This window comes from Pseudomonas sp. NEEL19, from assembly GCF_028751975.1.
GTDB lineage: Bacteria > Pseudomonadota > Gammaproteobacteria > Pseudomonadales > Pseudomonadaceae > Aquipseudomonas > Aquipseudomonas juntendi.
Genome location: NZ_CP081491.1, coordinates 537,364 through 559,789 on the forward strand (window position 1 = coordinate 537,364; position 22,426 = coordinate 559,789).

Genomic DNA, 22,426 nt, shown 5'->3' on the forward strand with positions numbered 1-22,426 from the left:
CGCGGGCACGCCCGCTCCCACAGGAACCGTGTGATCTTCGAGTCCTGCATTTTGGCTGTTGATCTACACCCTCTTCGGCTGAGGCAACACCAGATCCCTCTCTCAAGACACAAGCGGCCTTGTGTCGCGACAGGGCTGCGCAGCAGCCCCAGGATCAGCCATGGCGCACCACCTTGCGCACGCAGTCCTCGGGGTTCAACATCCGCCCATCCAGGCTTCTCACCTGTAACGGTTCAAGCCCCTGCCCGCTGCCGGCGTCCACCAGCGCTGAACGCGTTTCACCCGCCTCGAAAAGATACCGTTCCCCCCATTGCCGCAAACCCACCACCAGCGGAAATACCGCGCGCCCTTTCCCAGTCAGCACATATTCCTTGTAGGCACTGCCATCCGAGGCTGGCTGCAGCTCCAGCAAACCGCTTTCCACCAGCCACTTGAGCCGTGAGGCGAGGATGTTCTTCGCCAGCCCCAGATTCTTCTGAAACTCACTGAAGCGACGCAAGCCATCAAAAGCATCGCGAAGGATCATCAGCGCCCAGCGGTCACCCAGCACTTCCAAGGCCCGGGCGACGGGGCATTGCGCGTTGTTTGCATCGAGCATGGAGGCTCCTTGTCCTGAATGACTGGTTGCAGATTAAAACCACGTTTGTTAAATAGCCAGCAGGTAGTTTCAAAATGAAACCAGATTGACGAGGTCGGGCCATGCAACCTTCACTGACACGCTGGATAACGCTACTGCTTGCCACTGCCAGCGGCATGGCGGTGGCAACGGTGTACTTTGCGCAACCGTTGCTGGACTCGATGGCTGCCGACTTGGGGGTAGCGCGGCAGCAGATTGGTTGGGTGGTTGGTGCGACCCAGGCGGGCTACGCCTTGGGCTTGCTGTTGGTCGTGCCGCTGGGTGACCGGGTGAACCGCAAGCGCCTGCTGCTGGGCCAACTGCTGTTCTCGGCGCTGGCGCTGACGGCTGTCGGCATGGCGCCGAACTGGGCGGTGTTGCTGCTGGCGTTGACCATCACCGGGCTGATGGCCGTGATGGTGCAATTGATGGTGGCGCACGCTGCCAGCCTGGCCGCCCCCGGTCAGCAAGGGCAGGCGGTAGGTACCGTCACCAGTGGCGTGGTACTGGGTATTTTGCTGGCGCGGCTGGTCTCCGGCGGGCTGGCTGACCTGGCAGGTTGGCGCTGCGTGTACTGGGTGGCTGCAAGCCTGTTGGTGGCGCTGGCCGCAGTGATGTGGCGCAGCTTGCCCGCCGTGCCTGCAACCCGGCATCGCACCAGCTTCCGCGCACTGATCGCCGGCCAGTTCAGCCTTTACCGGCACGACCGGCTGCTAGGTCAGCGTGGCGTGTTTGGCGGGTTGATCTTCGCTGCATTCAGCGTGCTGTGGAGTGCCATGGTAATGCCCCTCAGCGCTGCGCCATTGGCGTTCAGCCATACCGAGGTCGGTCTGTTCGGCCTAGCAGGTGTAGCGGGCACGTTGGCCGCATCGCGTGCCGGGCGCTTGGCCGACCAGGGGCAGGGTGAGCGGACCACGGGGCTGGCGCTGTTGCTGCTGACGCTTTCATGGCTGCCCGCGGCCATGCTCGGGCAATCCGTGATGGCCTTTGTCCTCGGCGTGCTGATGCTGGATTTTGCCGTGCAGGCGGTGCATGTCACCAACCAGACGGTGTTGGTGGCCGGGCGTGGCGAAATGGCCAGCCGCCTGATTGCGGCCTACATGTGCTGTTATTCGCTGGGGAGCGGGGTGGGGGCGGTGCTGGCGAACTGGTGTTATGCGCACTGGGGTTGGGTAGCGGTGTGCGGCCTGGGCATGGCCATCAGCGCGGCGGCCCTGGCTTATTGGCTGTGGCTGCAACGCGCAAGGGCGGCCGAAGCCGCCCTGCAGTGTTCCGGTCAGAACTTGTAGCCTAGGCCGACCATGTACACCCATGGGTCGACATCCACGTCGACCTTGGTCTTGCTGTAGCCCAGCGCGGTGGGGCCGTTGACGCTGGCCTTGGTGTCGATGTCCACATACCAGACCGCGGCGTTGACCAGCAGGTTGTCCGTGAGCATGTAGTCCATGCCCAACTGGCCGGCGATACCCACCGAGTCTTGTAGCTTCAGGTTGCTGAAGCCCTGCTGCTTGCGGGCGCTGCTGAGGTCTTCATCGAAGAACAGGGTGTAGTTGATACCTACGCCGGCATACGGCTGGAACTTGGAGTTCGGTTCCATCGGGTAGTACTGCAGCGACAGTGTTGGCGGCAGTTGCTTGATGTCGGCCAGCTTGCCGTCCAGCCCGCCACCCAGGCCTTTTACGCCTACGGTGTGCTTGAACGGCGTAGCCGCCAGCAGCTCCAGGCCAACGTGGTCGGTGAGCATGTAGGCGAAGGCCAGGCCCAGCTGGGTGTCGCTGTCCAGTGTCGCCTTGGTGCCCGAAACCTTGTTGCCGTCGAATTTCAGGTCGCTGCTGCTCTCATTCGGCGCAGTGGTGATTGCACCGGCGCGAACGATGACATCACCCGCCTGGTGGGCGTGGGCAACAGGGGCGGCGAAGGCCAGTGCCGCGAATGCGGCCCCGAGCAAGGACTTGTTCATGGAAGCTCCCAGAGGACGTTAATAATCGAGTAGTCCAATGGTACGGATGGGTCTAAACAGAATGTTTGACCCAGCTCAACGAAGCGTCTTCATGAACCGGTAATAGCGCTCACTTCAGCTCATAAGCGTAGATTTTTTCGGCTTCCATCTGGTAGCCGGCATCGGCCAGTTCGCTGCTGGAGGCTTTGACCTGCATTTTTCCCTCGATCCAGTAGGGTTGATAAAGGTCTTCGACGCGCACGCCCATTTCGCTGAAAATGTGCACGATCTGGTTCGAGGGCGGTGGCGGCACATGGATGCACGCGCCGTAGTAAGGCACCAGCAGAAACTCGGTGGTGCGCCCCTCCTCGCTGACTTCCAGCGGCACAATATACCCGGGCAGTTTGACCTGCTGGCCATCGAGGCTTTTCACCACCGGCGCGTTCGGCGCCTGCTGCCGGGCTGCTGGCGCAGACTCGGCGGCCAGGGCGTTGCTCAATTGCGACATGTCGTGCAAGGGGGTGAGTTGCGGTGGAATGACCGGGGCGCCTTCCGGGATCAGCGCTGGCCAGTCGAGCTCCCTGGGTTCGGCGGCCCACAGCGGCATCGCTGCCACAAGCAGCAGGATCAGCAGCTTTTGCAGTGCCGGCTTCTTCGCGGGTGAACCCGCACCTACACGGGGAACGCGACCCGATGTAGGAGCGGGTTTACCCGCGAAGCAGGCGGTGAGGTGTTTGATCATTACGCGCACTCATAGGTGTATGGACAGGCCATCGGCCAACGACTGCCGATAGGCGCGCCACGCTGGTACGCTGCCCATCAGCAGTGCAGCCCCCAGGATGATAGCCAGCAAGCTCCATTCATGAGCGCTCGGCAGCGCCAGCGGCAAGTACAAACCATAGTTGGCCTGTACATACCCCTGTGCCAAGGCGATACCCGCATACAGCAAGCCCAGCCCGGCGACGATGCCGACTGCCGCCAGTGACAGCGCCTCCAGCACCAGCAGCCCGGCGATATGCCACGGCCTGGCCCCTACGGAACGCAAGATCGCCATCTCCCGGCGGCGTTCGTTGAGGCTGGTGAGAATGGCCGTGAGCATGCCGATCAGGCCCGTGAGCACAACGAACAGCGAAACCACGAACAAGGCTTGTTCGGCCGTGCCCATCAGGCTCCACAGCTCCTGCAAGGCAACGCCAGGCAGGATCGCCAGCAGCGGTTCGTTGCGGTACTCGTTGATTTCCCGCTGCAGGCTGAACGTGGCGATCTTGTTGTTCAGGCCCAGCATGAACGCCGTGATGGCGGCAGGTTGCAGGTCCATGCTCCGTGCTTGCTCGGCGCTGATGCGCCCGGCGCCACGTGCCGGCACGCCATTGTGCCAGTCGATATGGATCGCCTCCATGCCGCCCAGGCTGATGTGCAGGGTGCGGTCGACCGGTGTGCCGGTACGCTTGAGCACGCCCACCACGGTGAACGGTTTGTCGTCATGCTTGACCAGGCTGATTGCGGCCACACCGTGCGCCAGCACCAGCTTGTCCCCCAGCTTGTAATGCAGTGCCTCGGCCACTTCGGCACCCAGTACCACCTCGAACGGGTCACTGGCGAATTCGCGGCCCTGGTTCAGCTGCAGGTGCTGTTTGCGGCCGTACTGGTAATGCTCGAAGTAGTCGGCAGTGGTGCCCATTACCCGGTAGCCGCGGTGCGAGTCGCCCAGCGAGATCGGAATCGCCCACTTCACCCGTGGGTCATGGGCGTAGTGCTGAAAACTGTCCCAGCGGATGTTGTTGGTGGCGTTGCCGATCCGGAATACCGAATACAGCAGCAGGTTCACCGAGCCCGAGCGCGCGCCCACGATCAGGTCGGTACCGCTGATGGTACTGGCGAAGCTGGCACGGGCCTCGGTCCGCACCCGCTCCACGGCCAATAGCAGGCATACCGACAGGGCGATGGCAAAGGCCGTGAGAAAAGCGGTGAAACGGCGGTTGGCCAGGCTGGCCAGGGCAAGGCGGAGCAGGTACATCAGGCCTCCACGGGCTTGGCGGCACGGTTGAGTTCGGCCAGCGACAGGTGGCGATCGAACAGCGGCGCCAGGCTCTGGTCGTGGCTGACGAACAGCAGGCTGGCACCAGCGGCGCGGCACTCGTCGAACAGCAGGCGGATGAACACCTCACGGGTGTCGGCGTCCAGCGCCGAGGTCGGCTCGTCGGCGATCACCAGCTCGGGCTGACCGATCAACGCGCGGGCTGCGGCAACCCGCTGTTGCTGGCCTATCGACAGGCTGTCGGCACGGCGTGCCAGCAGTGCCGGGTCGCCCAGCCCCAGGTGGGCGAGCAGTTCGCCTGCCGCCTGGTGGACACTGCCATGGCGCTGGATGGCCCGTTCCGCCCGGCTGCGGGAGAAGCGGCATGGCAGTTCGACGTTCTCCCTTACCGACAGGAAGGGCAGCAAGTTGAACTGCTGGAAGATATAGCCGGTGTGGTCGACGCGGAACCGGTCGCGTGCACCTTGGCCCAGCGCGGCCAGGTCCTGGCCAAGCAGCCGGATTCGCCCTTGGTCCGCTCGGTTCACCCCGCCCAGCAGGCCCAGCAGGGTGGTCTTGCCACTGCCGCTGGGGCCTTTGAGAAACAGGGCCTCACCGGCTTGCAGGCGAAACGCCGGGATGTCCAGCAGTGGCGCCTGGCCTGGCCAGGCGAACACCAGGTCCTGCAGTTCAATCAGTGCCTGATTCATCTCAGAACGCGACCATGGCCTTGGCGGGCGAGGTTTCGACACCTTTCTGGCCGTTGGGGCCGATCAGTTGCACGTTGATTTTCTGCGTGGCCGGGAAGGCTTTGTACAGGGGGGCCAGGTCCAGCTGGGTGAGTTTCTCCGGGGTGGCGCATGTCAACTGGTAGTGGGCATTGATGTCGCTGTGCATGTGGCCCTTCTCATGCTCGTCACCGTCGTCGTCCGCTTTGGCGGCGTCACCGAACAACGGGCTTTCCAGCGCTTGCTGGTCTTCCTTGCAGCCGGCTGCCGAGGCCAGGCCGAAGAGCTTCAACGGTTGTTCCAGCTGCTGGCGCACCGCGGCAACCTTGGCCTTGTCGGCGTCGCTGCTGGCAGCGTGCTCGAAACCAACCAGGTTCATGGCGGGGCTGTCCAGCTCCAGTTCCAGGGTATTGCCGTCGAGCACGACATTGAGCTTGGCCACGCCGTGTTCATGCGCGCCCAGGGTGCCATGGGCGTGGTCGTGATCATGGTCATGGTCTTCGTGGGCATGGGCCACGGCCAGTGGCAGCAAAGCGAAGGGCAGGGCGAGCAACAGGCGACGCATGGGAGGCTCCGGGGCGGGCTGGATGATTGGGTTATGTTATAACAACTTTTCTGCGTCCTGCCAGCCCGCATGGCGCAGGTTTCATCTTGGGGTAGCATGGGCCATCGACCTTGCTCAAGGAATGCATCGTGAGAATTCGTGGACAGATTGGTGAATGGCCGGTGGACCTGACCATCGAGCTTGAGCCTGAGGAGTGGGCGCAGTTGGGGCGGCAGGCCGAGGTGCCGGCGGCGGCGCATCCCGTTGCGGCGGCCCCGGTGGCTGCGCCACGGCAGGATGACGGGCAATGGACGGCGGCGCGCGAGGTGTTGCGCCTGGCGGGGCAGATGAGCGGGCCGCAATTGCTCGACCGGCTGGAAGGGCTGGCCGGCAGTACAGCGGCGGGCAAGCGGCTACTGGTGCGTTTGCGCCACAGCAGTGAGGTGAAGGTGGAAAACGGTGGGGATGCACCGGTTTATCACTGGGTTGGATAAACCGGTGTTGAGGTCCACCTTGTGGGAGCGGGCGTGCCCGCGAACGAGGGCGAAGCCCTCGCCATCAGCTTCAGGTCAGAACATCGCCGCCGACAGCTTGCGACGATAAACCCCAACCAGCGGGTGATCGCCACCCAGCAGTTCAAAGACCTGCAGCATCGCCTTCTGCGGCAGCCCATTGTCATAGCTGCGGTTACGCTGGAACAGCTTCAGCAACCCTTCCAGCGCCGCCTCATACTGCTGGCGCGCCAACTGCTGGACGCTCAGCTGGTAGGCGGCTTCATCATCCTCAGGGTTCTGGGCCAGGCGGCTTTTCAGCTCCGCCACTTCCGGTAGGCTGGCCGCTTGGCGCAGGAAGGTCAGCTGGGCCTTGGCGCCGGCCAGTGCGGCCTTGTGCTCATCGCTCTTGACCGCGTCCAGTACCACCTGCGCTTCCCCCAGCTCGCCACGTTCGGCCAGGCAGCGGGCGTACAGGATCAGCGCTTCGGCATTGCTGTTGTCTTCACCCAGCAGGGCCTGCAACAACGCTTCTGCTTCGGCGAAACGGCTTTCGGCGAACAGCGCCTTGGCCTGTTCCAGCGGCGATGCCTGCGGTGCGGCAGGCATTTGCACGTGCGGCTCGAGCATGGCGCGGATCGCCGATTCCGGCTGGGCACCGGCAAAGCCGTCCACCGGCTGGCCGTCCTTGAACAGCACAACGGTCGGCAGGCTGCGAATGCCGAACTGGGCGACCACCTGTTGTTCCACGTCGCAGTTGATCTTGGCCAGCAGCAGTTCGCCCTGGTAGCCCTCGGCGATCTTCGCCAGCAAGGGCATCAGTGCCTTGCATGGCGCACACCACTCGGCCCAGAAATCTACCAGCACCGGTTTGTGGAAGGAGTTCTCGATCACCAGCTGCTGGAAGGTGGCATCGGTAGCGTCGAAAATGTAAGGCGTGTCTTGGCTCATTGCGCTTCTCGCAAACTCGTGAATACCACCACTATAAGGTGTCGCGGCTGGCGTGGTACAGGCTGACCCGGCGGAATTCGTGCGGCTCGGCCAGGTCGGGCAGGGTCAGCGCTTCTAGCACCCCCAACTGCTGGTAGAGCGGGTGGCTGAAGTCGCGTACCCGCGAGTCGGCCACCAGGGCCTGGCGACCACGGCCAAGAAAAGCATCCAGAAGCGGCAGGTTGGCTCGGTCGTACAGCACGTCGGCGACCAGGATCAAGTCGAAGCGGTCGTCCTCGGCGAAGAAGTCGTCGCTGTAGCCCAGTTGCACCCCGTTCAGCGCGGCATTCGCGCGGCAGGCTTGCAGGGCCAGTGGGTCCAGGTCGCAGGCCACCACCTCCCGGGCACCCGCGCGGGCGGCAGCGATGCCGGCAATGCCGGACCCGGCGCCAAAGTCCAGCACCCGCTTGCCGGCCACCCATTCCGGGCGCTCGGCCAGGTAACGGGCCATGGCCAGGCCACTGGCCCAGCAGAAGCTCCAGTAGGGCGGGTCTTCGAGAATGCGCCGGGTTTCGTCGCTGCTGAAGGCGCGGTCCATGTTCTGGTCGTCGATCAGCCACAGTTTCAAGGCGCAGCCGGGCAGTTCGCTGACGACCAGCCGCGCTTCACCGATCAGGCCGCTGAGGGCCTGCTGCAGGGCGAGCGGTGCCACTCAGGGCGCCTTCTCGAAACGTAGCGGCCCGGTGGCCTGGGTCTGCGCCTGAGTGATGCGCAGGGGCGGCAGGTGCATGATCAGCTGGCCGGAGCGGCTGGCGCGGCCACGCAATTCCACGCGTGCGCCGGCCGGGAAGGCTTCGGGGTTGAAGCGCAGTTGGTAGGGCAGGGCCTGGCCGGTAGCGGTCAGGTTGCTGCTGGCCAGCAGGCGCTGCGGGCGGTCGCGTTCGTCGATCACCAGCAACGCCAGTTCCACGTCGGCGCCGGCCGGGATTTCCAGCAAAGTGCCGCTCAATTCGCGCTGGTAGGCCGGAAGCGGGCCGGGCGCTTCGGTGGTTTTGGCCACGCGGGCCGGTGCCGGCGCAACGGAGGTATCGGTCTTCGGCCTGTCGCTGCCGCAGGCGGCGAGCAGGGCGGCGCAGCACAGCACGACGAGCGCTCGGTAGTGCATGGAGGAGTCCTTAACGGGCAGATTTCCCATGGATGTTAACCCCTTTGGCTTGTCTTGCCAGTGCAATGCGCTACCATGGCCCTCCCTTTTTTTGTTGCCTGCCACCATGCACTGTCCCTTTTGCGGTGCCAACGACACCAAGGTCATCGACTCTCGCCTCGTCGCCGAGGGCGAGCAGGTGCGCCGCCGCCGCGAATGCGTGGCCTGTGGCGAGCGCTTCACCACCTTCGAAACCGCCGAGCTGGTGCTGCCCCGGCTGATCAAGCAAGACGGCACGCGCCAGCCTTTCGACGAAGACAAGCTGCGTGCCGGCATGCAGCGGGCGCTGGAAAAACGCCCGGTCAGCGTCGAGCGCCTGGAAGCGGCGCTGGCGCACATCAAGAGCCGCCTGCGTGCCACTGGCGAGCGCGAAGTCAAGTCGCTGGTGGTGGGTGAAATGGTCATGGCCGAGCTGCGCAAGCTCGATGAGGTGGCCTACATCCGCTTTGCCTCGGTGTACCGGCGCTTCCAGGACCTCGACGAGTTCCGTGAAGAAATCGACCGCCTGGCCCGCGAGCCGGCCAAAGAGTGAACATGCCCAGCCAAGCCGCGATTCTTGACGCCCACTACATGGCGCGTGCGCTGGAGCTGGCGCGCAGAGGCCTGTTCACCACCCACCCGAATCCCCGCGTAGGCTGCGTGATCGTGCGCGACGGCGAAGTGGTCGGGGAGGGCTGGCACGTGCGCGCCGGTGAGCCACATGCCGAAGTGCATGCCCTGCGCCAGGCCGGGGAACGCGCCCGCGGCGCGTGTGCCTATGTCACCTTGGAGCCTTGCAGCCACCATGGCCGCACGCCCCCGTGCGCCGAAGCGCTGGTCAAGGCGGGTGTGGCCCGGGTGGTAGCGGCCATGCAGGACCCTAACCCGCAAGTGGCAGGGCGGGGGCTGCGGCGCCTGGCCGAGGCCGGCATCGAAGTGGCCAGTGGTGTGCTCGAGGCCGAGGCCCGCGCCCTAAACCCGGGCTTTCTCAAGCGCATGGAGCATGGCGTGCCGTACGTGCGCGCCAAGCTGGCCATGAGCCTTGACGGCCGTACCGCCATGGCCAGTGGTGAAAGCCAGTGGATCACCGGCCCGGCCGCGCGCTCGGCCGTACAGCGCCTGCGCGCCCGCTCCAGCGTGGTGCTGACCAGCGCCGCCAGCGTGCTGGCCGACAACGCGCGCATGACCGTACGGGGCAGCGAGTTGGGCCTGGATGCCGAGACCACCGCCCTGGCCCTCAGCCGCCCACCACTGCGCGTGTTGGTCGATGGCCGCCTGCGCCTGCCGCTGGATGCGCCATTCTTCCAGGCCGGGCCGGCCCTGGTGGTAACAGCTGTCGCAGATGACCCCGGTTATGCCGCTGCCGGCCACGAACTGCTCTGCCTGCCGGGTGACAATGGCCAGGTAGACCTGGCGGCGCTGCTGCATGCCCTGGGCGCGCGTGGCGTCAACGAAGTGCTGCTGGAAGCCGGTGCCAGCCTGGTCGGTGCCTTTGCCCGCCTTGGCCTGGTGGACGAGTACCAGTTGTTCGTCGCCGGTACCTTCCTCGGCTCCCATGCCCGCCCATTGCTGGACTGGCCAATGGAGCGGATGAGTGAAGCACCGCGGCTGAAAATTACCGAAATGCGCGCAGTGGGCGATGACTGGCGGGTCACAGCCGTGCCCCTGCCGGCGCCCGGCGTATAATGCCGGGCTTGCCCCGTGCAAACCGTTTTGAGGAAGACCCCATGTTCACCGGCATCATCGAATCCATTGGCAGCATCCGCAGCCTGACCCCCAAGGGCGGCGACGTTCGCGTCTACGTCGAAACCGGCAAGCTGGACCTGGGTGACGTCAAGCTGGGCGACAGCATCGCCGTCAACGGCGTGTGCCTGACCGCCGTGGAACTGCCTGGTGACGGCTTCTGGGCCGACGTCAGCGTCGAAACCCTCAAGCGCACTGCCTTCATCGACCTCAAGAGCGGCAGCAAGGTCAACCTGGAAAAAGCCCTGACCCCTACTACCCGCCTTGGCGGGCACCTGGTCAGCGGCCATGTCGACGGGGTGGGTGAAATCATCTCGCGCAGCGATAACGCCCGCGCCATCCAGTTCCGCGTACGCGCACCGAAGGAGCTGGCCAAGTACATCGCCCACAAGGGCTCGATCACCGTCGACGGCACCAGCCTGACGGTCAACGAAGTCAATGGCGCCGAGTTCGAGCTGACCATTGTCCCGCACACCCTGTCCGAAACCATCATGGCCGACTACCGCGCAGGGCGTCGGGTGAACCTTGAGGTCGATCTGCTGGCCCGTTACCTGGAGCGCTTGCTGCTGGGTGACAAGGCCGCCGAACCGAGCAAGGGCAGTGGCATTACCGAAAGCTTCCTGGCCGCCAACGGCTTCTTGAAATCCTGATTGAGAAGGGGGTGCCGCGTGGCGCTCAACAGCATCGAAGAACTGGTCGAAGACATCCGCCAGGGTAAAATGGTCATCCTCATGGATGACGAAGACCGCGAGAACGAAGGCGACATCATCATGGCCGCCGAGTGCTGCCAGCCCGAACACATCAACTTCATGGCCAAGCATGCCCGTGGGCTGATCTGCATGCCGATGACCCGTGAGCGTTGCGAAACGCTGAAGCTGCCATTGATGGCGCCGCGCAACGGCTCGGGCTTTGGCACCAAGTTCACCGTGTCGATCGAAGCCGCCGAAGGCGTCACCACCGGCATCTCCGCCGCCGACCGCGCGCGCACCGTGCAAGCCGCTGCTGCCCGGGACGCCAAGGCCGAAGACATCGTCAGCCCTGGCCACATCTTCCCGCTGATGGCCCAGCCTGGCGGCACCCTGGCGCGTGCCGGCCACACCGAAGCGGCGTGCGACCTGGCGCGCATGGCCGGTTTCGAGCCAAGCGGCGTGATCTGCGAAGTGATGAACGACGACGGCACCATGTCGCGCCGCGCCGAGCTGGAAGTCTTTGCTGCCGAGCATGGCCTGAAGATCGGCACCATCGCCGACCTGATCCACTACCGCATGATTCACGAGCGCACCGTGCAACGGGTGTCCGAGCAACCGGTAGAGAGCGAGCTGGGTGAGTTCAACCTGGTCACCTACCGCGATGCAGTGGAAGGCGACGTGCACATGGCCCTGACCCTGGGCAAGATCTGCGCCGAAGAGCCGACCCTGGTGCGGGTACACAACATGGACCCGCTGCGCGACCTGCTGCTGGTCAAGCAACCGGGCCGCTGGAGCCTGCGCGCGGCCATGGCGGCCGTGGCCGAAGCCGGCAGCGGCGTGGTCCTGCTGCTGGGCCACCCGCTGGACGGCGACGTGCTGTTGGCGCACATCCGCGAAAGCGCCGGCGACCTACCGGCCAAGGCACCGACCACCTACAGCACCGTGGGTGCTGGCTCGCAGATCCTGCGCGACCTCGGGGTGCGCAAGATGCGCCTGATGAGTTCGCCAATGAAGTTCAACGCGATATCCGGATTCGATCTGGAAGTTGTAGAATACGTGCCCTCCGAGTGACTTGAGGCGGCAATGACGCCCCCAGCTCGAGTCCAGACCCCTGTCGAGGCCGCTTGCAAGCGGCCTCGCTCTTGAATATGAGAATATCGGAATGACCCTGAAGACCATCGAAGGTACCTTCATCGCCCCCAAAGGTCGCTATGCTTTGGTGGTTGGCCGCTTCAACAGCTTCGTTGTCGAAAGCCTGGTAAGCGGTGCTGTTGACGCCCTGGTTCGCCACGGTGTCAGCGAAAGCGACATCACCATCATCCGTGCCCCGGGTGCATTCGAAATTCCGCTGGTGGCACAGAAGGTCGCCCAGCAAGGCGCCTACGACGCGATCATCGCCCTGGGCGCCGTGATCCGTGGCGGTACCCCGCACTTCGAATACGTGGCGGGCGAATGCACCAAGGGCCTGGCCCAGGTGTCCATGGAGTTCGGTGTTCCGGTGGCTTTCGGCGTACTGACCGTCGATTCCATCGAGCAGGCCATCGAGCGTTCCGGCACCAAGGCTGGCAACAAAGGTGCTGAAGCTGCCCTGTCCGCTCTGGAAATGGTCAGCCTGCTGGCGCAGTTGGAGGCCAAGTGATTAGCGACGAAAGCGATCGTTTCAACCCGCGCGATCCAAAACCTGCGGATGCCGGCAAGCCTTCCAAGAGCGCCAAGCGTCGCGAAGCCCGCAAGCTTGCTACCCAGGCCCTCTATCAATGGCACATGGCCCAGCATTCGCTGAACGAGATCGAAGCGCAGTTCCGGGTGGATAACGATTTCACCGATGTCGACGGTGCCTATTTCCGCGAGATCCTGCATGGGGTCCCGGCAGTCAAGGACGAAATCGACAAAGCACTGGCCCCGTGCATGACCATTGCCCTGGACGAGCTCGACCCTGTGGAACTGGCCGTGCTGCGGCTGTCCACCTGGGAGCTGATCAAGCGCGTCGATGTACCGTACCGTGTGGTCATCAACGAAGGCGTGGAGCTGGCCAAGGTCTTCGGTGCTACCGACGGTCACAAGTTCGTCAACGGTGTACTCGACAAGCTTGCCCCGTCCCTGCGTGAAGCAGAAGTCAAGGCGAACAAGCGCTGATCCCGGCGCTGCCTGGCCATGGGTGAATTCGAGCTGATCAACCATTACTTCGCTGCCGCGCCCTGTGCGCAAGGCGGCGAAGGCGTGGCCCTGGGGATCGGCGACGATTGCGCCTTGCTCGACCTTCCCCCCGGTGAACAATTGGCGGTGTCGACCGACACGCTGGTGGCCGGGGTGCATTTCCCTGCCGTTTGCGACCCGCAACTGCTGGGCCAGCGGTCGCTGGCCGTGGCGGCCAGTGACCTGGCCGCCATGGGTGCGACCCCGATCGGCTTCACCCTTGCCCTGACCCTGCCAAGCGTTGGCCCGGACTGGCTTGCAGCCTACGCCAACGGCCTGAGCCGCATGGCGCACCGCTGCCGCATGAGCCTGATTGGCGGCGACACCACCCGTGGCCCATTGAGCATCACCGTGACCGTGTTCGGCCGGGTGCCGGCTGGCCAGGCGTTGCGCCGCAGCGGTGCGCGGCCAGGCGACTTGCTGTGTGTTGGCGGCACCCTGGGCAAGGCCGCCGGTGCCTTGCCGCTGGTACTGGGCGAGCGCCAGGCGCCTGCCGAGCTGGCCGAGCCGCTGCTGGCCCATTACTGGTCGCCGATGCCGCAGCTCACCCTGGGCACATGGCTGCGGGGCAGGGCCACGGCGGCGCTCGACGTCTCCGATGGCCTGCTGGCCGATTGCGGGCATATCGCCAAGGCGTCCGGGGTGGCACTTGAGGTGAACCTGGCCCAGGTGCCAGTGTCTCCTGCCTTGCAGGCATTCCTTGGCCACGAGGCGGCACTGCAGGCAGCACTCACCGGTGGCGATGATTACGTACTGGCCTTCACCTTGCCGCCTGCAGCACTGCCGCCCCTGGCCGAGCTTGGCTTCATCGAGGTACACACCATTGGTCGTGTGCTGCAAGGTCGCGGTGTGACCCTGCGCGACGCACAGGGCCAGGACATCACCCCCGCCCAGCGGGGCTATCAACACTTTAGGGAGACACCGTGACCGATCACCCCAATCAGGTGCCTGCGGAGTTCGTTCCGCCTTCGGTCTGGCGCAACCCATGGCACTTCATCGCGTTCGGCTTTGGTTCCGGCACCTTGCCCAAGGCGCCAGGTACCTGGGGCTCGCTGGTGGCCATACCGTTCATCCCCCTGTGGCAGATGCTGCCCGACTGGGGCTACTGGCTGTTGCTGGGCATCAGCATGCTGTTCGGCATCTGGCTGTGCGGCAAGGTCGCCAATGACTTGCGTGTGCACGATCATGAAGGCATTGTCTGGGATGAAATCGTTGGCATGTGGATCACCCTCTGGCTGGTGCCGGAAGGCTGGCAGTGGCTGCTGGCGGGGTTCCTGATGTTCCGTTTCTTCGACATCCTCAAGCCGTGGCCCATCCGCTGGATCGACCGCCATGTGCACGGGGGCGTCGGCATCATGCTCGACGATATCCTGGCCGGTGTGTTCGCCTGGCTGGGCATGCAGGTTCTGGTATGGGCGGTTGCCTGAAACAGGGAGCGCGTGAATGGCCATGAGGGTTGTGCTGCTGGCGATGCTGCTGAGTGTCGCCCCGTGGGCGGTGGCTGCCGAAGGCCTGCCAAAGCAGATCCAGCTGGTCAGCGAGGAGTGGATCGACTACACCAATGCTGACGGTACCGGCGTTGCCTGGGACGTTCTGCGCAAGGTGTTCGAGCCGGCCGGGGTCAAGGTGGTGACCCAAAGCGCACCCTACAGCCGCGCGGTCGGGCTGGTGAAACGTGGCGAGGCGGATGCCTGGGTCGGCTCCTACAAGGAAGAGAACGACAACAACCTGTACCCGCGCTGGCACTTCGATATGGATCATATCTATGCGCTGGGGCTGGCCAGCAAGCCTGTGCCCACGTCGCAGAATGTGGGCAAGTACCGCTTGGCCTGGGTACGTGGCTACGACTACGGCAGCTACTTGCCCGATGTGCATGAGTTCCGTGAAATCCAGCGCCGCGAAGGCATCCTGCCGATGCTGGAGCATGACCGTGTGGACTTCTATATCGATTCCCAGACTGAAGTCGATTACGTACTGAACCAGTCATCGCAGCCCGAACGCTTTCGCCGCACCCACGTGGCCGAGCTGCCGCTGTACCTGGCCTTTGCCCGCAACGACCAGGCCAAGGCCCTGCGCGACCTGTTCGACAAGCGCATGGCCGAGCTGGTACGCAGTGGCGAGCTGAAGCCGATTTTCGAGCACTGGCGGCAACCGTATCCGTTCACTGCGGATAGCAAACCGCACTGAGGCCGGGCCTGCCTGGCCCAAGTATCGAACTTTTCGATCTTACCCCGCGGTATTCAGCCAGCCCATAGTGTGCAACCTGCTGATACAATCGGCTCACGAGATATGTCCCACTTTTTCCAGGAGCACAACGTGCCCGTCGTCTTTGTTGCCGCCTCTAAACTCCCGACGCCCTTCGCGACCTTCACCATGCATGGCTTTCTTGATGAAGCCACCGGCCGGGAGCATGTGGTGCTCAGCCTGGGTGACATCGCGGATGGTCAGCCGGTGCTGGGGCGCCTGCATTCCGAATGCCTGACCGGCGATGCCCTGTTCAGCCAGCGCTGCGACTGCGGCTCGCAGCTGGAGGCCGCACTGCAGGCAATCGCCCGCGAGGGCCGCGGCGTATTGCTGTACCTGCGCCAGGAAGGCCGTGGCATTGGCCTGCTGAACAAGATTCGTGCCTACGAGTTGCAGGACGGCGGGGCGGACACCGTGGAAGCCAACGAGCGCCTGGGGTTTGCCGCCGACCAGCGTGACTACGCCATGTGCCTGCCCATGCTCGAACACCTGGGCGTGAAGGCGCTGCGGCTGATGACCAACAACCCACGCAAGGTCAAAGCCCTGACCGACATGAGCATCGTGGTCGCCGAGCGTGTACCGCTGCATACCGGGCATAACCCGCACAACCGCTACTACCTGGCAACCAAGGCCGGCAAGCTTGGCCACATGCTGGGCAACGAACACCAGGGCGAGGTGCCCCAGGCGTGACCCGCGCCCAGGTCAAGCGGCGGCTGGCGCTGGCCTGGTGGCAGTACCTGGCGGTGGGCCTGCTGCCGCTGCCGGTCATGAGCTGGGCTTTTGGCGGCGGTGAGGCGCTGGTGCCGATTCTGGCCATGCCGTTGTTCATTGCCGGCGCGGCCACCATGTTCCTCAGCCTGCCCCGTTTCGGTGCCTACAAGCGTGCACTCATCGCCACCTCGAAAGCCCTGGGTACTGCTGAAGAGCCTGCCGCGTGGATCGAGCTGGCACGGGTACGGCGCCTGGCCATGTTGTACGCCTGCTTCCCGGCCTGGGTGGCGGCCCTGTCTGTAGGGGTCGGTCTTGAAGCGGTGCCGCAGATCCTGTTGGCGATATCCACCGTGGTGGTGTTGTCCCTCTACCGCATTCCACGACAGCTCGGCTGATGCGCCTGCTGCCTGGCCTGCTGGCACTGTTCGCCTGTGCCGCGCTGGCTGGCGAACCCTTGCGAGTGGTCAGCCTGGCGCCTTCGATGACGGAAATCATGCTCGAACTGCAGGCCGATGACCTGCTGGTGGGTGTGCTTGATGGGGGCGAACGGCCAAATGCGTTGCGCGATTTGCCCTCGGTAGGCCGCCAAGGCCAGCTGAACATGGAGCGCATGCTGAGCCTGCGCCCCGACCTGTTGCTGCTGTGGCCAGGCAGCGTGCCGCCAGCGCAACGCGAGCAGCTCAAACGCCTGGGTATCACGACCTTCAGCGCCGAACCCCATGACCTGGACCAGCTCATCGAGCAGATCGCCGCGATTGGCGAGCGCGTCGGCCGTGCCGAGCAAGGGCAGCAGTATGCCCGGGCCCTGCGCGAGCGGTTGCGGCAACTGCGCCAGCAGTACCGACGTGACGAGCCCTTGCAGGTGTTCTACCAGGTGTGGGATCGGCCTTTGTACACCCTTGGTGGCCGCCAGGTGGTGAGCGACGCACTGGCCGTATGCGGGGCGCGCAATGTGTTTGCCGACCTCAGCCAACCGGCGCCGCAGGTGAGTGTGGAGTCGGTGTTGCTACGCAACCCCCAGGTCATCCTGGCCGGTGACCAGGCGCAGTTGACCCGCTGGCTGGCCTGGCCGCAGTTGCGCGCCGTTGCCCACGCCGGTTTGCTGGTGGTACCCGATAAAGGCCTGGAGCGCCCGAGCGGGCAAATGATTGAAGCCACCGCCCGCTTGTGTGCGTTGCTGGCCGCTAAAGCCCCGGCGTCCACGTCACGCTGAACAGCACTGTGCGGCCTTCTTCGCGGTAGCTGTATGGGCTTCCATCGAAGCTGTACATGGCTCGGCTGTAGCGCTTATCCAGCAAGTTGTCGAGCTTCAGTTCAAGCCGAACATCCGCTGTCAGGCGCATGCCGCCACGTAGGCCGACTAGCCCGTAGCCACCTATTCGCTCGTTGTTCGATGGGTCATCGTAGCTGCTGCTGACTGCCTGCCAGTTCGCGCCCACACTGAAGCGTTCGAACTGACGATCCAAGTCAAGATTCAAAGTGCGTCGAGCGCGTCGTTGCAGAGTTTGTCCGCTTTGGCGGTCTCGGGGATCAATAATGCTTACCCCCAGCTGAGCGGTCCAGCCAGCCCATACCTGCTGCAACGACAACTCAACGCCATTGATGCGGGCATTGTCTACATTGCCAGGACGGTTGACTGTCGGGTCGTAGTTGATCGCGTCGCGCAGGTCGGTGCGATACAGCGAGGCCTCCAGGCGCGTATGACTTGCCAGTTGGCTGCGCCACTGCAGCTCATAACTCTTCGAATGCTCGGGGCGCAGGTCCTTGTTACCGTACTGTACGTCGTAGAGGTCGTTGAAAGTAGGGGCGCGGAACCCTTCACTGTAGGACATCACTATGTCGTTGCGGATGTTCAGCGGGACGGTAAGGCTGGCATTCCAGGTGGTCTGATCGCCGTACTGTTGGTTGCGGTCGTTGCGTACACCGAGCTCGCTCGAGAAGCCTTCCCCGCTAAAGCGGTACTGGGCGAAGGCGGCGCGGTTCCAACGGCTGCCCTCGCTGAAGTTGGCCGTGCCGTGGAAGCGGTCCTCATACCAATCGCCACCGATCATCAGTTGGTTACGTTCGTCGATGCTGAGATCGTTCTGCCAGGTGAGCTGATCACGATAGGTATTGTAGGTGAAGCGCTGGTCGCTGAGCTTGTCGCGTTTGTCGTCGCGGTTTTCGCTGTGACCCAGTTCCAGGCGTGAGTGCCAGAAGTCGTTGAATTGAGCGTCGAACCAAGAGCTCAGGCTGCTGACGCTGAAATCGGTATAGGGCTGTTGTGGGTAACTCTGCCAAGTGGCCTCATTCAGTCGCCCGTATGGATTGTCGTATTCACTGCGGCCACGGCTGTCGAGCAGGTTGACCCCGGCCTCGAAGCGCTCGCTGAAGGTGTGGCTCAGGCTCAGGTTGAAGGACTGGTTACGGTAGGCATCATGGTCGCCGTCACTGGCGAAGGATGGGCCAGTCGAATCGATGCCGGCTGTTTCATCCAGGCTGGCACCGAGGTTGAAGCGGGTCGCGTCGTTGCCGCCGGCAAGCCCCAGGCTACGCTGGACGGTCTGGTGGCTGCCTGCCGCGATGCGCAGCCGCGGCTGCAGGCCGGGCGTGTTGCTGCGGCGGGTGAAGATCTGGATCACCCCGCCGATGGCATCGCTGCCGTACACCGCCGAGCGCGAGCCACGCAGCACTTCCACCCGTTCGATCTGGTCAACGTCGAGGAACTGCAGGCCGCTGTCGCCCGAAGTGGCGTTGGCAATGCGTACGCCATCCACCAGCACCAGGCTTTGCGCCGCCTTGGTACCGCGTATGAAGATGCCCGGCAGGCTGCCACGGCCGCCAGTGGGGGCCACTTGCACGCCGGGTACGCGGCTTAGCAGGTCGGTGACGCTGGTGGGTTGCAGGCGGTCGATGTCGGCGCGGGTGAAGACCGTGTTGGCGGCGCTGGTGGCGGTGCGTGACTCGACCTGGCGGCTGGCGCTGATCAGCACGTCGGGGAGCTTCAGCGCGTCATCGCGTTCGGCGGCGATTAACAATGTGGGGGCGCAGAGTAGCGCGGCACAGGCAGATTTCTTCATAAGCAGTACCATTTTGCGAGGGCGGCGCCCTCGATCGCGACACAAGGCCGCTCCTACAGGTATTGCACAAACCGGTAGAGCGGCGCGGTCTCTGTAGGAGCGGCCTTGTGTCGCGAAAGGGCCGCAAGGCGGCCCCGGGGATTACAAGCCGAGCTTGGCCATGCGGGCTTTCACCGAAGCCTCAATCCCGGCCGCATCCAGCCCGCACTCGGCCAGCATCTGTGCCGGCTTGGCATGTTCGACGTAGATATCAGGCAGGCCCAGGTGCAGCAGTGGCTTGACCACGGCCTGGCTGGCCAGGAACTCGCCTACCGCAGCGCCAGCGCCACCCATGATGGCGTTCTCTTCGACGGTGACCAGCAGCTCATGGCTGCCAGCCAGTTCCAGCACCAGGGCTTCGTCCAGAGGTTTGACGAAGCGCATGTCGACCACGGTGGCATTGATCTGCTCGGCAACCTGCATGGCCTCTGCCAACTGCACGCCGAACACCAGCAGGGCGACTGTCTGGCCTTGGCGGCGGACCACGCCCTTGCCGATTTGCAGCGGCTCTAGGTCGCCGCTGATCGGCGCGTTCGGGCCGGTGCCGCGGGGGTAGCGCACGGCAGCCGGGCCGTTGTACAGGTGGCCGGTGCTGAGCATCTTGCGCAGCTCGTTCTCGTCGCTGGGGGTCATCACCAGCATGCCCGGGATGCAGCGCAGATAAGACAGGTCGTAGCTACCCGCATGGGTCGGCCCGTCTTCGCCCACCAGCCCGGCGCGGTCGATGGCGAACAGCACATCGAGGTTCTGCACCGCCACATCGTGGATGAGCTGGTCGTAGGCGCGCTGCAGGAAGGTGGAGTAGATCGCCACCACGGGCTTGCTGCCCTCGCAGGCCATGCCGGCTGCCAGGGTGACGGCGTGCTGCTCGGCGATCGCCACATCGAAGTAGCGTTGCGGGTAGCGCTCGCTGAAATCGACCAGGTCGGAGCCTTCTTTCATCGCCGGGGTGATGCCCACCAGGCGGTTGTCGGCAGCGGCCATGTCGCACAGCCACTGGCCGAACACCGCGGAGTATTTCGGCCCGCTGGCCTTCTTCGGCGCGACAGGCTTGTCGGCGGGCTCCAGCTTGGTAATGGCGTGGTAGCCGATAGGGTCGAGTTCGGCGGGGGCGAAGCCCTTGCCCTTCTTGGTCACCACGTGCAGGAACTGCGGGCCCTTCAGGTCACGCATGTTGCGCAAGGTGGCGATCATGGTGGGCAGGTCATGGCCGTCGATCGGGCCGATGTAGTTCCAGCCCAGCTCTTCGAACAGTGTGCCCGGCACCAGCATACCCTTGGCGTACTCTTCGGTGCGCCGGGCGATTTCCCAGGCACCGGGCAGGCGCGACAGCACTTTCTTGCTGCCTTCGCGCATGCTTGCGTAGGTGCGGCTGGACAGGATTTTGGCCAGGTAGTTGGAGAGGCCGCCGACATTGCGCGAAATCGACATGTCGTTGTCGTTGAGGATCACCAGCATGTCGGCATTGACTTCCTGGGCGTGGTTCAACGCCTCGAAGGCCATGCCGGCGGTGAGGGCGCCATCACCGATCACGGCGATCGACTTGCGCGCGCTGTTCTGCAGGCGGGCGGCAATGGCCATGCCCAGCGCTGCGCTGATCGAGGTACTGGAGTGGCCCACGCCAAAGGTGTCGTACTCGCTTTCGCTACGGCGCGGGAAGGCGGCGATACCGTCCTTCTGGCGCAGGCTGAGCATGCGGTTACGGCGCCCGGTCAGAATCTTGTGCGGGTAGGCCTGGTGGCCCACGTCCCACACCAGCCGGTCGTCCGGGGTGTCGAACACGTAGTGCAGGGCGATGGTCAGTTCGATCACGCCCAGGCCGGCACCAAAATGCCCACCGGTCTGCCCCACGGTATACAGCAGCTCCTGGCGCAACTCGTCGGCCAGGGTCTCCAGGTCGGCTTCGGCCAACCGGCGCAGGCCGGCAGGCGTGTCAGCGCGGTCGAGCAACGGCGTGACCGGGCGTTCGCGGGGAATCTCTTGAAACGTCGTGGGCATCAGGCGAGTCGTTATAGGTGTGTGAAGACGCGGCAGTTTACCCCATTGTGGGAAAAGTGCCCATTCGACCACTGCTTGTGACACCCCAATGGCGCGGGTATCCGTGCTTAGTTGCGGCGCTCGACGATATAGCGCGCCAGTGCCCGCAGCGGCTCGGCTTTTTCGCCGAACCCTTCCAGTGCGACCAGCGCCTGGTCGCGCAGTTCGATCGCATAGGCCTTGGCCGCGTCCAGGCCCAGCAGGGCAGGGTAGGTCGGTTTGTCACGGGCGATGTCTGCCCCTTGGCGTTTGCCCAGGGTGGCGGTGTCGCCTTCCACGTCGAGGATGTCGTCCTGAACCTGGAATGCCAGGCCAATGGCCTGTGCATAAGTTTGCAGGGCGTCCAGTTGCTGCTGGCCGGCACGGGCGCTGGCCAGTGCCCCCAGGCGCACGCTGGCTTCGATCAGGGCGCCGGTCTTGTGCCTGTGCATGAATGCCAGTGCCCGCTGGTCGAGCTTCAGCCCGACCGAGCCAAGGTCGATGGCCTGGCCGCCCACCATGCCGGCTGGGCCGGCGGCCGTGGCCAGGGCCTGGACCATGGCCAGGCGGACGCTGTCGGCTTGCGGGCTGAGGTGCGGATCGAGCAGGGCGCTGAACGCCAGGCTCTGCAACCCGTCACCGGCCAGGATGGCGCAGGCTTCGTCGAAGGCCTTGTGCGTGGTGGGCTGGCCCCGGCGCAGGTCGTCGTCATCCATGGCAGGCAGGTCGTCATGCACCAGCGAGTAGGCATGGATCAGCTCCACCGCACAGGCCGCGCCGTTGGCCTGTTCGGCCGGGGCACCCAGGGCTTCGCACGCGGCGTAGGCCAGCAGTGGCCGCACGCGTTTGCCGCCGTTCATCACGCTGTAGCGCATGGCGGCATAGAGGCGTTCGAGTTCTTTGGTCGGGGCGACGAACAGCGGTTCGAGGGCTGCATCCACCCGCCTCTGGCAACTGGCCTGGTAGCTGCCGATCATGCTTCGGGCTCCGCGTCGAAGGGCTGGGCAGCCAGCTCGCCGTCACGCTCCAGCAGAATTTGCACCTTCTGCTCGGCCTGGGCCAGGGCACCTTGGCATTCTCGGGTCAGCGCGATGCCTTGCTCGAAAGCGGCCAGCGACTCTTCCAGCGACAACTCGCCGTTCTCCAGGCGCTCGACCAGTGTTTGCAGGTCTGCGAGGGATTGCTCGAAATCAAGGGAGGATTTTTTGCGGGCCATGGCGACTGTCTCGGAGGCATTCAGAACGGCGCGACACTAGCAGAGCAGGGCGGGGGGAGCAAACT

General features: G+C 64.5%; 27 protein-coding genes. 14 read left to right on the forward strand and 13 right to left on the reverse strand.

The window, feature by feature from the left end; genetic code table 11:
- Positions 1-154: 154 nt before the first annotated feature.
- The gene (locus K4A76_RS02460) at positions 155-598 is read right to left on the reverse strand and encodes a winged helix-turn-helix transcriptional regulator (RefSeq protein WP_125855112.1); all 444 of its coding nucleotides are present in this window, start codon (positions 596-598) and stop codon (positions 155-157) included.
- A 101-nt stretch (positions 599-699) separates the two neighbouring features.
- Between K4A76_RS02460 and K4A76_RS02465 the strand changes: the two genes are divergently transcribed.
- Entirely contained in the window at positions 700-1,905 is a 1,206-nt protein-coding gene (locus K4A76_RS02465; RefSeq protein ID WP_274411460.1) for an MFS transporter, read from the forward strand.
- On the opposite strand, the gene K4A76_RS02470 is transcribed toward K4A76_RS02465, so the two are convergent.
- The 5 genes from K4A76_RS02470 to K4A76_RS02490 all read right to left on the reverse strand — a co-directional run bounded on the left by K4A76_RS02470 (position 1,893) and on the right by K4A76_RS02490 (position 5,865).
- Positions 1,893-2,576 (reverse strand): OmpW/AlkL family protein, encoded by a 684-nt coding sequence (locus K4A76_RS02470; protein WP_009685701.1) that lies wholly within the window; start codon positions 2,574-2,576, stop codon positions 1,893-1,895. The two genes, K4A76_RS02465 and K4A76_RS02470, sit on opposite strands and share 13 nt — an antisense overlap.
- A gap of 109 nt (positions 2,577-2,685) precedes the next feature.
- Entirely contained in the window at positions 2,686-3,198 is a 513-nt protein-coding gene (locus K4A76_RS02475) for a DUF3299 domain-containing protein (RefSeq protein WP_274412258.1), read from the reverse strand.
- A gap of 108 nt (positions 3,199-3,306) precedes the next feature.
- A complete protein-coding gene (locus K4A76_RS02480; protein WP_274411461.1) occupies positions 3,307-4,572 on the reverse strand; it encodes an ABC transporter permease in 1,266 nt (421 codons plus the stop codon).
- Positions 4,572-5,282, reverse strand: a complete 711-nt coding sequence (locus K4A76_RS02485) for an ABC transporter ATP-binding protein (RefSeq protein ID WP_274411462.1) — start codon at positions 5,280-5,282, stop codon at positions 4,572-4,574. The genes K4A76_RS02480 and K4A76_RS02485 overlap by 1 nt, the downstream gene beginning before the upstream one ends.
- 1 nt (position 5,283) lies before the next feature.
- Entirely contained in the window at positions 5,284-5,865 is a 582-nt protein-coding gene (locus K4A76_RS02490; RefSeq protein ID WP_182366128.1) for a DUF2796 domain-containing protein, read from the reverse strand.
- A gap of 128 nt (positions 5,866-5,993) precedes the next feature.
- On the opposite strand from K4A76_RS02490, the gene K4A76_RS02495 reads away from it, so the two are divergent.
- Positions 5,994-6,338 (forward strand): hypothetical protein, encoded by a 345-nt coding sequence (locus tag K4A76_RS02495; RefSeq protein ID WP_274411463.1) that lies wholly within the window; start codon positions 5,994-5,996, stop codon positions 6,336-6,338.
- 75 nt (positions 6,339-6,413) lie between these two features.
- On the opposite strand, the gene trxA is transcribed toward K4A76_RS02495, so the two are convergent.
- Genes trxA through K4A76_RS02510 form a run of 3 tightly spaced genes read right to left on the reverse strand, consistent with a single transcriptional unit; the run spans position 6,414 to position 8,430 of the window.
- Complete coding sequence (gene trxA / locus K4A76_RS02500; protein ID WP_009685707.1) at positions 6,414-7,286, reverse strand: thioredoxin; 873 nt, start codon at positions 7,284-7,286, stop codon at positions 6,414-6,416.
- 31 nt (positions 7,287-7,317) lie between these two features.
- Positions 7,318-7,977 (reverse strand): class I SAM-dependent methyltransferase, encoded by a 660-nt coding sequence (locus tag K4A76_RS02505; RefSeq protein ID WP_009685708.1) that lies wholly within the window; start codon positions 7,975-7,977, stop codon positions 7,318-7,320.
- Positions 7,978-8,430 carry a YbaY family lipoprotein gene (locus tag K4A76_RS02510; RefSeq protein ID WP_110676907.1) on the reverse strand — a complete coding sequence of 151 codons (453 nt, stop codon included), beginning with the start codon at positions 8,428-8,430 and terminating at the stop codon, positions 7,978-7,980.
- 106 nt (positions 8,431-8,536) lie between these two features.
- Between K4A76_RS02510 and nrdR the strand changes: the two genes are divergently transcribed.
- The 12 genes from nrdR to K4A76_RS02570 all read left to right on the forward strand — a co-directional run bounded on the left by nrdR (position 8,537) and on the right by K4A76_RS02570 (position 17,244).
- Positions 8,537-9,001 (forward strand): transcriptional regulator NrdR, encoded by a 465-nt coding sequence (gene nrdR / locus K4A76_RS02515; protein WP_009685710.1) that lies wholly within the window; start codon positions 8,537-8,539, stop codon positions 8,999-9,001.
- Positions 9,002-9,003: 2 nt separating this feature from the next.
- Positions 9,004-10,134, forward strand: coding sequence for a bifunctional diaminohydroxyphosphoribosylaminopyrimidine deaminase/5-amino-6-(5-phosphoribosylamino)uracil reductase RibD (ribD, locus tag K4A76_RS02520; RefSeq protein WP_274411464.1), 1,131 nt, complete (start codon positions 9,004-9,006; stop codon positions 10,132-10,134).
- Between the two features lie 41 nt (positions 10,135-10,175).
- Entirely contained in the window at positions 10,176-10,841 is a 666-nt protein-coding gene (locus tag K4A76_RS02525) for a riboflavin synthase (protein WP_009685712.1), read from the forward strand.
- Positions 10,842-10,859: 18 nt separating this feature from the next.
- Entirely contained in the window at positions 10,860-11,951 is a 1,092-nt protein-coding gene (gene ribBA / locus K4A76_RS02530) for a bifunctional 3,4-dihydroxy-2-butanone-4-phosphate synthase/GTP cyclohydrolase II (protein WP_029886265.1), read from the forward strand.
- Between the two features lie 91 nt (positions 11,952-12,042).
- Positions 12,043-12,519, forward strand: coding sequence for a 6,7-dimethyl-8-ribityllumazine synthase (gene ribH / locus K4A76_RS02535; RefSeq protein WP_003255395.1), 477 nt, complete (start codon positions 12,043-12,045; stop codon positions 12,517-12,519).
- Complete coding sequence (gene nusB, locus K4A76_RS02540) at positions 12,516-13,016, forward strand: transcription antitermination factor NusB (RefSeq protein ID WP_009685714.1); 501 nt, start codon at positions 12,516-12,518, stop codon at positions 13,014-13,016. Before ribH ends, nusB begins: the two co-directional genes overlap by 4 nt.
- Positions 13,017-13,034: 18 nt before the next feature.
- On the forward strand, positions 13,035-14,003 hold the full coding sequence (gene thiL / locus K4A76_RS02545) for a thiamine-phosphate kinase (protein WP_009685715.1): 969 nt from the start codon (positions 13,035-13,037) through the stop codon (positions 14,001-14,003).
- Positions 14,000-14,503 (forward strand): phosphatidylglycerophosphatase A family protein, encoded by a 504-nt coding sequence (locus K4A76_RS02550; RefSeq protein ID WP_009685716.1) that lies wholly within the window; start codon positions 14,000-14,002, stop codon positions 14,501-14,503. The genes thiL and K4A76_RS02550 overlap by 4 nt, the downstream gene beginning before the upstream one ends.
- Positions 14,504-14,519: 16 nt before the next feature.
- A complete protein-coding gene (locus tag K4A76_RS02555; protein ID WP_274411465.1) occupies positions 14,520-15,263 on the forward strand; it encodes a substrate-binding periplasmic protein in 744 nt (247 codons plus the stop codon).
- A 129-nt stretch (positions 15,264-15,392) separates the two neighbouring features.
- Entirely contained in the window at positions 15,393-16,010 is a 618-nt protein-coding gene (gene ribA / locus K4A76_RS02560) for a GTP cyclohydrolase II (protein WP_029886268.1), read from the forward strand.
- On the forward strand, positions 16,007-16,426 hold the full coding sequence (locus tag K4A76_RS02565; RefSeq protein ID WP_054914242.1) for a hypothetical protein: 420 nt from the start codon (positions 16,007-16,009) through the stop codon (positions 16,424-16,426). The genes ribA and K4A76_RS02565 overlap by 4 nt, the downstream gene beginning before the upstream one ends.
- Entirely contained in the window at positions 16,426-17,244 is an 819-nt protein-coding gene (locus K4A76_RS02570; RefSeq protein WP_274411466.1) for a cobalamin-binding protein, read from the forward strand. Before K4A76_RS02565 ends, K4A76_RS02570 begins: the two co-directional genes overlap by 1 nt.
- Here the strand turns inward: K4A76_RS02570 and K4A76_RS02575 are convergent.
- The 4 genes from K4A76_RS02575 to K4A76_RS02590 all read right to left on the reverse strand — a co-directional run bounded on the left by K4A76_RS02575 (position 17,216) and on the right by K4A76_RS02590 (position 22,361).
- Entirely contained in the window at positions 17,216-19,090 is a 1,875-nt protein-coding gene (locus K4A76_RS02575) for a TonB-dependent receptor plug domain-containing protein (protein WP_274411467.1), read from the reverse strand. The two genes, K4A76_RS02570 and K4A76_RS02575, sit on opposite strands and share 29 nt — an antisense overlap.
- 141 nt (positions 19,091-19,231) lie before the next feature.
- A complete protein-coding gene (dxs, locus tag K4A76_RS02580) occupies positions 19,232-21,127 on the reverse strand; it encodes a 1-deoxy-D-xylulose-5-phosphate synthase (RefSeq protein WP_054914203.1) in 1,896 nt (631 codons plus the stop codon).
- A 107-nt stretch (positions 21,128-21,234) separates the two neighbouring features.
- Entirely contained in the window at positions 21,235-22,122 is an 888-nt protein-coding gene (ispA, locus tag K4A76_RS02585; RefSeq protein WP_009685725.1) for a (2E,6E)-farnesyl diphosphate synthase, read from the reverse strand.
- The gene (locus K4A76_RS02590; protein ID WP_009685726.1) at positions 22,119-22,361 is read right to left on the reverse strand and encodes an exodeoxyribonuclease VII small subunit; all 243 of its coding nucleotides are present in this window, start codon (positions 22,359-22,361) and stop codon (positions 22,119-22,121) included. Before K4A76_RS02590 ends, ispA begins: the two co-directional genes overlap by 4 nt.
- Between the last annotated feature and the right edge of the window lie 65 nt (positions 22,362-22,426).

Coding starts and splice junctions, on each gene's coding strand:
- K4A76_RS02460 (WP_125855112.1), bottom strand. CDS start 598: ATGCTCGATGCAAACAACGCGCAATGCCCCGTCGCCCGGGCCTTGGAA.
- K4A76_RS02465 (WP_274411460.1), top strand. CDS start 700: ATGCAACCTTCACTGACACGCTGGATAACGCTACTGCTTGCCACTGCC.
- K4A76_RS02470 (WP_009685701.1), bottom strand. CDS start 2,576: ATGAACAAGTCCTTGCTCGGGGCCGCATTCGCGGCACTGGCCTTCGCC.
- K4A76_RS02480 (WP_274411461.1), bottom strand. CDS start 4,572: ATGTACCTGCTCCGCCTTGCCCTGGCCAGCCTGGCCAACCGCCGTTTC.
- K4A76_RS02485 (WP_274411462.1), bottom strand. CDS start 5,282: ATGAATCAGGCACTGATTGAACTGCAGGACCTGGTGTTCGCCTGGCCA.
- K4A76_RS02490 (WP_182366128.1), bottom strand. CDS start 5,865: ATGCGTCGCCTGTTGCTCGCCCTGCCCTTCGCTTTGCTGCCACTGGCC.
- trxA (WP_009685707.1), bottom strand. CDS start 7,286: ATGAGCCAAGACACGCCTTACATTTTCGACGCTACCGATGCCACCTTC.
- K4A76_RS02510 (WP_110676907.1), bottom strand. CDS start 8,430: ATGCACTACCGAGCGCTCGTCGTGCTGTGCTGCGCCGCCCTGCTCGCC.
- nrdR (WP_009685710.1), top strand. CDS start 8,537: ATGCACTGTCCCTTTTGCGGTGCCAACGACACCAAGGTCATCGACTCT.
- ribD (WP_274411464.1), top strand. CDS start 9,004: ATGCCCAGCCAAGCCGCGATTCTTGACGCCCACTACATGGCGCGTGCG.
- K4A76_RS02525 (WP_009685712.1), top strand. CDS start 10,176: ATGTTCACCGGCATCATCGAATCCATTGGCAGCATCCGCAGCCTGACC.
- ribH (WP_003255395.1), top strand. CDS start 12,043: ATGACCCTGAAGACCATCGAAGGTACCTTCATCGCCCCCAAAGGTCGC.
- thiL (WP_009685715.1), top strand. CDS start 13,035: ATGGGTGAATTCGAGCTGATCAACCATTACTTCGCTGCCGCGCCCTGT.
- K4A76_RS02555 (WP_274411465.1), top strand. CDS start 14,520: ATGGCCATGAGGGTTGTGCTGCTGGCGATGCTGCTGAGTGTCGCCCCG.
- K4A76_RS02570 (WP_274411466.1), top strand. CDS start 16,426: ATGCGCCTGCTGCCTGGCCTGCTGGCACTGTTCGCCTGTGCCGCGCTG.
- K4A76_RS02575 (WP_274411467.1), bottom strand. CDS start 19,090: ATGAAGAAATCTGCCTGTGCCGCGCTACTCTGCGCCCCCACATTGTTA.
- dxs (WP_054914203.1), bottom strand. CDS start 21,127: ATGCCCACGACGTTTCAAGAGATTCCCCGCGAACGCCCGGTCACGCCG.
- ispA (WP_009685725.1), bottom strand. CDS start 22,122: ATGATCGGCAGCTACCAGGCCAGTTGCCAGAGGCGGGTGGATGCAGCC.
- K4A76_RS02590 (WP_009685726.1), bottom strand. CDS start 22,361: ATGGCCCGCAAAAAATCCTCCCTTGATTTCGAGCAATCCCTCGCAGAC.